This is a genomic window from Streptomyces sp. MBT65 (assembly GCF_016612545.1).
Taxonomy (GTDB): domain Bacteria; phylum Actinomycetota; class Actinomycetes; order Streptomycetales; family Streptomycetaceae; genus Streptomyces.
In genome coordinates, this window is sequence record NZ_JAENRY010000072.1 from 35,383 (window position 1) to 45,214 (window position 9,832).

The window sequence follows — 9,832 nt, forward strand, 5'->3', positions numbered from 1 at the left end:
GATCCCCTCGGGGACCGGTGCCGTTGCCGTTCGCTCAACTCGCGGACGGGCTCGTCCAGTCGGCCTGGACATGACCCAGCCGTACGCGCTGCGGATGGTCGCCCACCGGAACGGAGAGCACCTTCTGCCCGGTGGCGAAGTCGATGGCCGTCACCTGGTCGGCGCCGGCCTCGGAGATGACGCAGTCCTTGCCGTCACCGCTCACGGTCGCCCAGTACGGCGTGGACGCGGTGACGAGCGGCCCCTCCTGGAGAGTGGCCCGGTCCACGACCGTCGCGTAGTTGTCCATCGTCCCGGCGACGCACAGCTTGGTGCCGTCGGGGTTCATCGAGATGCCGTGGTGACGCGAGTCGAGCAGCCAGGTGGTGCGGTCGGTGCTGGTCGCCGGGTTGGCCGGGAGCGTCTTCACGCGGGTGATCTTGTCGGTGGCGACGTCGTACTCCAGGAAGCCGTTGAAGAACGACACCTGGAAGTACAGCTTGGACCAGTCCGGCGTGAAGGCGGCCGGGCGGACCGCGTCCGAGAAGTTCGTGAGGCCGATCGCGTCCAGCCGGTCCCGCATGTCGATGATCTTGACCTGCTTGAACGTGGTGGCGTCGACGACGGTGATGTGCCGGTCGCCCTTGGTCCAGTCCCAGGCCGGATCGTCGAGGGAGGTGGTGACCTCGCCGATCGCCATGTTCCAGATGTACTTGCCGCCGTTGGTGAAGAAGTTCTCGTGCGGCTTGTCGCCGGTGGCGAACTCGCCCAGTTCCGCACCGGTGTTGATGTCCAGCACCTGCACCTTGTTCGCGGTCGAGGCCGAGACCGCGACGCGGGTGCCGTCGGGGGAGACCGCCATGTGGTCGGCGCGGTAACCGGCCACCGGGAAACGCCAGTTGATGGTGTCGGTGGCCAGGTTGATCGACACGACGTCGGCGAAGCTGGGGCGGGAGACGACGAGGGACTTGCCGTCCGGCGTGGAGTACATGTCGTCCACGTACTGGTCGTGTCCCTGGCCGACCTCGTTGTGGATGGACGTGTAGTAGATCCACTTGATCGGATCGGCGTTGATCTCCGCCAGCCGAGCCGCCTTGTCGGGGACGATGTTGATCTCCCCGATCTTCGCGAAGTCGCCGGTGGACTTGATGACGTCCGCGGTGCCGTCCCAGTTGTTGCCGACGAACAGCACCTCGCGCAGAGCGGCGGAGGAGTCTGCTGTGGCGGCCGTCGCGGGAGCGGCTACGGTCAGGACGAGGGCGGCGGCCATGGAGCAAAGGTGCCTGGGTCTGAAGGCAGGCATGACTGCTCTCTTCCGTGAGGTGAGGGGTGCCGGAGGGTGTGAAGAAATCTGAACACGCGCGAATTCAGAATGAACTTACTGAAAAGTAAGGAAGGGCCCTCTTCTCCGCAAGACTGTGGACACGACAAGATTGGCCGATGGTCGACAAGATAGAGGTGTGACAGTGGTGGGCAGGCTCAAGGCGCCGACGGGCCGCTACGGCGGCAAGTCCGCCGAGCAACGGCAGGTCGAGCGGCGCGGACGCTTCCTGGACGCCGCGCTCCAGCTGTTCGGCGACACCCCCGGCTACCGCGCCACGACCGTCGCCGCCCTCAGCGAGGCCGCGGGCCTGTCCACGCGGCAGTTCTACGAGGAGTTCCGCAGCCTGGAGGACGTGCTGGCCGCCCTCCACCTCCAGGTCAACGACTGGGCCGAGGAAGCCGTCCTGGTGGCGCTGAAATCCGCGGAGGGCCTGTCGCTGGTCGAGCGGTCCACCGCGATCTTCCAGGCCTACGCCGCGAACGTCACCGGCGACCCGCGCCGCATCCGCATCACCTTCGTCGAGATCATCGGCGTCAGCGCCCGGCTGGAGGAACAACGGCTGGCCCGCCGTGCCCGCTGGATCAACCTCATCTGCGCCGAGGCGAGAGCCGCGGCCCAGCGCGGGGAAGCCGCCCGCCGCGACTACCGCATCGCCGCGACGGCGTTCATCGGCAGCGTCAACGGCCTGCTCCACGACTGGAGCGCGGGCTGGGTGGACGCCACGCTGGACGAGGTCGTGGAGGAACTCGTCCGCCAACTCCTCGGCATCATGCAGCCGCCCGGCTGGACCCCCTAGACCGGCTCGTCGTCGTGCCCGGCGTACTCCTCCAGACTGCGGGCCAGCGTGCGGACGAGATCGCGCAGGGCGGCGGGGCGCTCGATGACGAACGGACGGTCGAGGGCGGCGAGGACGGCCGGGATCCAGTCCAGCCGCTCGGCCCGGATCCGGACGTGGACCCAGTCGCTGTCCTCGTCGGGCGTGGTCACGGTGGCGATCTCGGCCGGGAGATGCCGGCGGACGTGCGGCACGCTGCCCCGGATCCGCAGGGACACATCGTGGGTCCACGGCGTCCGCGCGAGGCCGTCCAGCACCATGGCCGCCGGATCGAACTCCGCCGGGACGGTGAACGAGCCGGGCCGCACGCTCAGCGCGGTGATCCGGTCCAGGCGGAAGGTGCGCACCTCCCCGTCGGCCGGGTCGGCGCCGGTGAGATACCAGCGCCCGGCGTGCGCCACCAAGCCGTAGGGCAGGACTGTACGGTCGCTGTCGTGGCCCCCGCGGTCGGTGTAGCCGATCGTCACCGGCCGTCGATGGAGTGCCGCCTCGGCGAGTTCGAGCAGCACGTCCGTCCCCGGGGCGGCGGCGGCCCGGGGACGCGCGGTGAAGTCGGCGGTGTCGAGCAGCGCGTCGAGCCGTCGGCGCAGGGCGGTGGGCAGCACCCGCAGCAGTTTCGCCGTGGCGCTCTCGCCCGCCGCGACGGACGCGGTGCCGAGCCCCGCCCTGCGCCCGGCCACCAGCCCGAGCACCACGGCCAGGGCCTCCTCGTCCGTCAGCATCAGCGGGGGCATCCGATAGCCGGGAGCGAGCCGGTAGCCGCCGTGGCGACCGCGCACCGAGTCCACCGGGACGCCCAGTTCCAGCAGATGGCCGACGTAGCGGCGGACGGTGCGTTCGTCGACCCCCAACCGGGCGGCCAGGTCGGGGACGGTACGCAGGCCGCCGCCCTGGAGGATCTCCAGCAGGGCGAGCACACGCGCGGTCGAGGTGGTCACCCCGAAAGTCTGCCTCGGATACCGGGCGGAAGCTGTCCGGTATCGGTCCTAGCGTGAGGGACACCGGATCGTCCGGTACCCGCTACGACCGCTGACAGGAAGCCGCCATGAACTTCGTCTCGATCCGTGTCATCACCGACGACGTCGCCCGACTCGTCGCGTTCTACGAACAGGTCACCGGCGTCCCGGCGACCTGGTCGACCCCCGACTTCGCCGAACTCGCCACGCCCGCCTGCACGTTGGCGATCGCGAGCACCCGCACCGTGGCCCTGTTCGGCACCGGCTCCGCACAGCCCGCCGCCAACCGCTCGGTGATCACCGAGTTCCGTGTGCCGGACGTCGACGCCGAGTTCGACCGCCTGGCACCCCTCGACTGCGAGATCGTCCAGAAGCCGACGACCATGCCGTGGGGCAACCGTTCCCTCCTCTTCCGCGACCCCGACGGCAACCTGATCAACTTCTTCACGCCGGTCACCGCAGAGGCCGTGGCGCGACAGCAGCGCTAGGTCAGTGTGTCGAGGGCCGCGAGCACGGGAGCGGTACCGTCCTCGTCGCGCACCCGCACCCCGAGAGCCCGCGCCCGCTCGGCGTACCCCGGGTCACGGGTGGCCCGTACCAGCGCGGCGGACAGCGAGTCGGCGGTCAGGCCGCGCAGGGGTACGGCACCGGGAGCCACCCCGAGGGCGACCAGGCGTGCCGCCCAGAAGCCCTCGTCGAACTGGATCGGCACCGGCACGGCCGGCACCCCGGCGCGCAACCCGGCCGCGGTGGTGCCCGCGCCGCAGTGGTGGACCACGGCCGCCATGCGCGGGAAGAGCGCCGCGTGCGGGACCTCGCCCACGGTCAGGACGTCGTCCCCGGCCGCTGCGAGGCCGCCCCAGCCGCGCTGGATCACCCCGCGCAGCCCGGCCCGGCGCAGCGCGCGCACGATCTCGGCGCTCAGCCGCTCCGGGTCGGGCACGGTGGCACTGCCGAGCCCCACGAAGACCGGAGCGGGACCGGAGTCGAGGAAGTCCCGCACCTCGGAAGGGAGTTGGGTGTCCGTGTCGTACGGCCACCAGTAGCCCGCCACCGTCAGGCCGGGCCGCCAGTCCGCCGGGCGGGGCACGATCAGCGGGCTGAAGCCGTGCTGGACGGGCCAGTCGAGCCTCTCCCGGGACCGGAGCGCGGCGCCGGGCCGGGTGCGGGGCAGGCCCAGACGGGCGCGCACCTCCGGTACGGCGGTGGTGAAGACGTGCTCCACCGCCCGGCTCACCCCGCGCCCGGCGACCCGGTTGCCGACCGCGCCCCAGGAGCCGCCGCCGAGCACCGGCGGTGCGAACTCCCGTGTGGGCGCAAGGGGTTGGAGGTACACGCCCATACTCGGCAACGACAGCCCCTCGGCGACGGCATGACCCAGCGGCCCCAGCGAACTGGACAGCAGCAGCACGTCACTCGCCCGCGCGGCCGTCAGCAGCTCGTCGGTCATCCGCCCGACCAGCGCCCGGGCCATCGTCACCACCCGCAGCAACTTGCCCCCGCCCGAAGCGCTGCGATGCAGCCCGCGCCCCCGCGAGGACTCCAACTCGGCCCGGGGATCGACCGGAAGAGGATGGAAGCCGACGCCCGACCCCGCCACCAGGGGCGCGAAACCGCCGTGGGTGACGAGGGTGACCTCGTGCCCCGCCCGGACCAGGGCATGGCCGAGCCCGGTGTAGGGAGCCACATCGCCCCGGGATCCCGCTGTCATGATCGCTACGCGCACGACGGTCAGTATCGCCTCCGGTGGCCGACGAGTGGGGGATTCCCACAGGGATTCCAACTGCCCCTCGTGTCACAGCCGTTGACTTCGATCCCGGGCAGCCCTAGTTTCAGCGCGCCGTGTCGTTCGGCGACCCGATCCCGGTTCGAAATATCGGCAAAGGAGCCGCATGTTCCGCACCCCAATCCTGCGCGCCGTCGCGATGGCCGCAGCGGCAGTCACCCTGCTTCTCTTCACCAGAGCCGCACCCATGGACTTACGTCGGACGAGCCCCGTCGCCTCGACGACCCGTCAGATCGCCGTGCCCACCGCCCCGATGGGCTGGGCCTCCTGGAACAGTTTCGCCTCGAAGATCGACTACGGCGTCATCAAGGCGCAGGTCGACGCGTTCGTCGCCGCGGGCCTCCCGGCGGCCGGCTACAAGTACATCAACATCGACGAGGGCTGGTGGCAGGGCACCCGCGACAGCGCGGGCAACATCACCGTCGACACCGGCGAGTGGCCCGGCGGGATGAGCGCCATCGCCGACTACATCCACAGCAAGGGCCTCAAGGCCGGCATCTACACGGACGCCGGCGCGAACGGCTGCGGCTACTACTACCCGACCGGCCGTCCCGCCGCCGCCAACACCGGCAGCGAGGGCCACTACGACCAGGACATGCTCCAATTCTCGCAGTGGGGCTTCGACTTCGTGAAGGTCGACTGGTGCGGCGGCGACGCCGAGGGCCTCGACGCGGCGACGGCGTACAAGGCACTCAGCGCCTCGGTCACCAAGGCCACCGCCACCACCGGCCGCGCGCTGACCCTGTCGATCTGCAACTGGGGCCACCAGAACCCCTGGAACTGGGCCCCGGGCCTCGCCCCCATGTGGCGGACCAGCACGGACATCTACTACTACGGCGGCACGGCGTCCCAGGCGAGCGTGCTGTCCAACTTCGACCAGGCCCTGCACCCGGCCGCTCAGCACACCGGCTACTACAACGACCCCGACATGCTCACCGTCGGCATGTCCGGCCTCACGGCGGCCCAGAACCGCACCCACATGGCCCTGTGGGCGATCTCCGGCGCCCCGCTGCTCGCCGGCAACGACCTCACCACCATGACCAGTGAGACCGCCGCGATCCTCAAGAACTCGGACGTCGTCGCCGTCGACCAGGACACGCGCGGCCTCCAGGGCGTCAAGGTCGCCGAGGACACGACCGGCCTCCAGGTCTACGGCAGGGTCCTCTCCGGCACCGGCAACCGCGCGGTCGTGCTGCTCAACCGCACCTCGTCCGCCGCGAACATCACCGTCCGCTGGTCCGACCTCGGTCTGACCAGCGCCTCCGCGACGGTCCGCGACCTCTGGGCGCAGACGAACCTCGGCTCGTACGCCACGAGTTACACCGCCGGCGTCCCGGCGGGCGGCTCGGTGATGCTGAAGGTGAGCGGCGGCACCGAGGCGGCGAGCACGAACTACACGGCCACCTCCACCGGCAAGTACACCTCGGTCAGCGCGGCGAGCACCGGCCTGGACGTCGTCGACATCCCCTACACCAACACCGGTTCCACCGCTGTCACCGGCACCCTCCAGGTGAACAGCCAGACCGCGACGACGGTCTCCTTCCCGCCGACCGGATCCAGCCAGGGCACGGTCTCGGTCCAGGTCCACCTGTCGAAGGGCTCCGCCAACTCCCTCACCCTCACCGGCAGTTCACTGCCCACTCTGGGAGCGATCAACGTCCAGCCCATTCCCGGCACGAACGGGAACCTGGTCGTCGGCACCGGGTCCGGCCGCTGCGCCGACGTCTACAACAACACCATCACCAACGGCACCCAGGCCGAGATCTGGGACTGCAACGGCGGCCAGAACCAGGCCTGGACGTACACCTCCCGCAAGGAACTCGTGGTGTACGGCAACAAATGCCTGGACGCCTACAACAACGGCACCACCAACGGCACGAAGGTCGTCATCTGGGACTGCAAGGGCCAGAACAACCAGAAGTGGACCGCCAACTCCGACGGCACCCTCACCAACGTCAACGCGGGCCTGTGTCTGGACGCGTCCGGCGCCGCCACGGCCAACGGCACCCTGCTCATCCTGTGGACCTGCGGCACGGCCAACAACCAGAAGTGGACGCTGACTTAGCCGTGGCGGAGTGATCCGTCCGGGCGGCCCACGTCGGCCGCCCGGACGGGCACGTCTCTGGATGCGCCGACTACACCCCGAGCTGTCGGGCGGCGGCCGTCACGGTCTGCTCCAGCAGCGTGGCGATCGTCATCGGGCCGACGCCGCCCGGCACCGGCGTGATCAGCGAGGCGCGCTCGGCGGCGGACTCGAAGTCGACGTCGCCGACGTTGCCCGCGTTGTAGCCGGCGTCGAGCACGACCGCGCCGGGCTTGATGTCCTCGCCGCGGATCAGCCGGGCGCGGCCCACGGCGGCGACCACGATGTCCGCCTCGCGGACCACCGCGGAGAGGTCCCGGGTACGGGAGTGGCAGTAGGTGACCGTCGCGTCCCGGGCCAGGAGCAGCATCCCGGCCGGCTTGCCGAGGATCGCGCTGCGGCCGACCACGACGGCCCGCTTGCCGGACGGGTCGACGTCGTACTCGTCGAGCAGCCGCATCATGCCGCCGGGCGTGCAGGACACGAAGCCCGGCAGGCCGAAGCTCATCGCCGCGAAGGACGCGAAGGTCACGCCGTCCACGTCCTTCTCCGGCGCGATCGCCTCGAACGCGGCCCGCTCGTCGATGTGTTCACCCATCGGGTGCTGGAGCAGGATGCCGTGCACGCCGGGGTCGGCGGAGAGCGCGGTGAGGGCCGCGACCAGCTCGGCGGTGGTCGTGGCGGCGGGCAGCTCCACATGCCGCGACGCGATGCCGGCCTTGCGGCTGCGGTTCTGCTTCATCCGGACGTACGTGACGGAGGCCGGGTCCGCGCCGACCAGGACCGTCGCCAGACAGGGCGCCGTACCGGTGCGCTCCGTGAGGTCGGCGGCCTTCTTCGCGGTGTCCTCGACGATGCGCCGGGCGAGCGCGGTGCCGTCCATGATCCGTGCCTGAGACATGATCCACTCCTGAGCTGGTCGACCGATCGCCCAGGCGCACGGCATGTACTCCGCGTGGGCCGCTCCACGGTGGTGCTCCACCTCAGCGCCAGTCACGACCCACGAACAGCCTAACCGCTCCTGCGACGAGTGGACCGGGCCGCCCGCAGCGCCGAACCCAGCAGCGCGGCGGACGCGCGCAGTCCGGCCGCGGACACCGGCGTACGCCGTCGTCCCGCAGCGGACCCGACAGGCACCGTACTCGCCGAGAAGGTCCAGGTCAGCCGGGTGGAGACCCGGACCCTCGGCACCCTTCGCGCTATCCGTCCCATGCCTGGATCATTGTCTGCCGGGTGATCTTGCCGTCGTCCAGCACGAGCATCGACTCGGCCAGGACACGGGTCCCGTCCGGGTACCGACAGGACTCGCTGTAGGCGACCCGGTCGCCCTGGACGACGCACTCCTCCAACTTGTGGGTCATGTCGCGGCTGTAGACGTCGGCGAGCATCGCGCCGATCTCGTCCCGGCCGTGCAGGACCTTCGGGTGACTGGGCTGGGTCTGGTGGTCGACGACGTGGATCTCGGCGTCGTCCGCGTAGAGCGACAGAAGTGTCGCAGCTGTGTGGTCCTCGATGCCCCGGCGCAGGGCTTCGGTGTCGAAGCCGGGGCGTGCCGCGGTGCCCATGGTGACCTCCTCGGAGGGCCGCGGCCCGAACAGGAACGAGCCGCGGCGGGCCTCTCCTACGAGCCTCCTCCGCCGCGCCGGGGTCGGCAAACCGAGCGGCGCGCTCCGCCTGACGGGTGAGCGGCGCCCCGCGCCCGTGACCGCGCCGTCGCCGGGCGCGTTGCTGCAAGCATGATCTCAACACGACGTATCGCCGCCGCCGTTGGTCTCGCCGTCGGGGTCACCGGCCTCGTCGCGCCGATGGCGAACGCAGCCGACGCGCCCGCCTTCAAGGACGGCAAGGTCAGCCCGGTCGCCCTGCTGGACTCGCTCGCGGTGAGCGAGATCCCCGCCGAGCACCAGGCGCAGATCCCGAAGGTCGCCGACCAGATGAAGGCGCTGAACCACCTGAACGACCTCCAGCAGCTGCACCAGGTCACCGACATGACAGCGCCGGTCACGGGGCTCCTCCCCGCCGTCGAGTAGCGGGACCGCGCAGCACGCGGACCCTGAGGGCCGTCCGGAAACGGGCGGCCCTCAGTCGTGCGCGGGCTCAGCCCGCCGTCGCCAGGAACTGGGTCGCCGCCAGCTCCGCGTACAGCGGGTCGGCGCTCACCAGCTCCCGGTGCGTGCCCACCGCGCGGACCCGGCCCGCGTCCATGACGACGATCCGGTCCGCCATCGTCACCGTGGACAGCCGGTGCGCGACGACCAGGACCGTCGTCGTACGGGCCACATCGGCGACGGTGTCGCGCAGGGCCGCCTCGTTGACCGCGTCCAGCTGCGAGGTCGCCTCGTCCAGGAGCAGCAGCCGGGGGTGGCGCAGCAGGGCGCGGGCGATCGCGACGCGCTGGCGTTCACCGCCCGAGAGACGGGTGCCGCGATGGCCGACCAGGGTGTCGACGCCCTTCGGCAGCCGGGCGACCAGGCCGTCGAGGCGGGTCGTCCTCAGGACGCGGGTGACGTCGTCCGCGCTCGCGTCCGGGTTGCCGAGCAGCAGGTTGTCGCGCAGGGAACCCGACAGGACCGGCGCGTCCTGCTCCACATAGCCGATGGCGGACCGGAGCCCGGACAGCTCCCAGTCCGCGAGGTCCCGGCCGTCGAGGGTGATGGCGCCGGACTCGGGGTCGTAGAAGCGCTCGATGAGGGAGAACACGGTGGTCTTGCCCGCGCCGGACGGGCCGACGAACGCCGTCATGCCCTGGGCCGGCACCTCGAACGTCACGCCGTGGTGGACGTAGGGCAGGTCGGCGCCGTAGCGGAAGCGGACGTCGTCGAAGGCGACGGACGCGGGTTCGGCGCCGGGGGAGGGCAACTGGGCGGGC

The 9,832-nt window shown here is 71.0% G+C and carries 10 protein-coding genes and 1 riboswitch; of the genes, 4 read left to right on the forward strand and 6 right to left on the reverse strand.

Going from position 1 to position 9,832, the window contains the following annotated elements; all coding sequences use genetic code 11:
• Window positions 1–34: 34 nt before the first annotated feature.
• Window positions 35–1,282, reverse strand: a complete 1,248-nt coding sequence (locus tag JHN63_RS18490) for a YncE family protein (RefSeq protein WP_200682180.1) — start codon at window positions 1,280–1,282, stop codon at window positions 35–37.
• 163 nt (window positions 1,283–1,445) lie between these two features.
• Between JHN63_RS18490 and JHN63_RS18495 the strand changes: the two genes are divergently transcribed.
• Complete coding sequence (locus tag JHN63_RS18495; RefSeq protein WP_200682191.1) at window positions 1,446–2,099, forward strand: TetR/AcrR family transcriptional regulator; 654 nt, start codon at window positions 1,446–1,448, stop codon at window positions 2,097–2,099.
• Here the strand turns inward: JHN63_RS18495 and JHN63_RS18500 are convergent.
• Entirely contained in the window at window positions 2,096–3,076 is a 981-nt protein-coding gene (locus JHN63_RS18500) for a YafY family protein (RefSeq protein ID WP_200682181.1), read from the reverse strand. The genes JHN63_RS18495 and JHN63_RS18500 overlap by 4 nt on opposite strands.
• Window positions 3,077–3,183: 107 nt before the next feature.
• Between JHN63_RS18500 and JHN63_RS18505 the strand changes: the two genes are divergently transcribed.
• Window positions 3,184–3,582, forward strand: coding sequence for a VOC family protein (locus JHN63_RS18505; protein WP_200682182.1), 399 nt, complete (start codon window positions 3,184–3,186; stop codon window positions 3,580–3,582).
• Here the strand turns inward: JHN63_RS18505 and JHN63_RS18510 are convergent.
• Window positions 3,579–4,805: a glycosyltransferase gene (locus JHN63_RS18510; protein ID WP_200682183.1), complete on the reverse strand. Its 1,227-nt coding sequence runs from the start codon at window positions 4,803–4,805 to the stop codon at window positions 3,579–3,581. The two genes, JHN63_RS18505 and JHN63_RS18510, sit on opposite strands and share 4 nt — an antisense overlap.
• Window positions 4,806–4,986: 181 nt before the next feature.
• Between JHN63_RS18510 and JHN63_RS18515 the strand changes: the two genes are divergently transcribed.
• Window positions 4,987–6,945, forward strand: coding sequence for a ricin-type beta-trefoil lectin domain protein (locus JHN63_RS18515; RefSeq protein ID WP_200682184.1), 1,959 nt, complete (start codon window positions 4,987–4,989; stop codon window positions 6,943–6,945).
• A gap of 70 nt (window positions 6,946–7,015) precedes the next feature.
• Here the strand turns inward: JHN63_RS18515 and JHN63_RS18520 are convergent, their stop codons facing one another.
• Window positions 7,016–7,864 (reverse strand): bifunctional 5,10-methylenetetrahydrofolate dehydrogenase/5,10-methenyltetrahydrofolate cyclohydrolase, encoded by an 849-nt coding sequence (locus tag JHN63_RS18520; protein WP_200682185.1) that lies wholly within the window; start codon window positions 7,862–7,864, stop codon window positions 7,016–7,018.
• A 21-nt stretch (window positions 7,865–7,885) separates the two neighbouring features.
• A riboswitch (ZMP/ZTP riboswitch) is annotated at window positions 7,886–7,970 on the reverse strand.
• A gap of 192 nt (window positions 7,971–8,162) precedes the next feature.
• On the reverse strand, window positions 8,163–8,528 hold the full coding sequence (locus JHN63_RS18525) for a nuclear transport factor 2 family protein (RefSeq protein WP_200682186.1): 366 nt from the start codon (window positions 8,526–8,528) through the stop codon (window positions 8,163–8,165).
• A 171-nt stretch (window positions 8,529–8,699) separates the two neighbouring features.
• On the opposite strand from JHN63_RS18525, the gene JHN63_RS18530 reads away from it, so the two are divergent.
• Window positions 8,700–8,993, forward strand: coding sequence for a hypothetical protein (locus JHN63_RS18530; RefSeq protein WP_200682187.1), 294 nt, complete (start codon window positions 8,700–8,702; stop codon window positions 8,991–8,993).
• 67 nt (window positions 8,994–9,060) lie between these two features.
• Here JHN63_RS18530 and JHN63_RS18535 read toward each other — a convergent pair.
• On the reverse strand, window positions 9,061–9,832 hold a 772-nt coding region (locus tag JHN63_RS18535), incomplete at its 5' end, for an ABC transporter ATP-binding protein (RefSeq protein ID WP_200682188.1).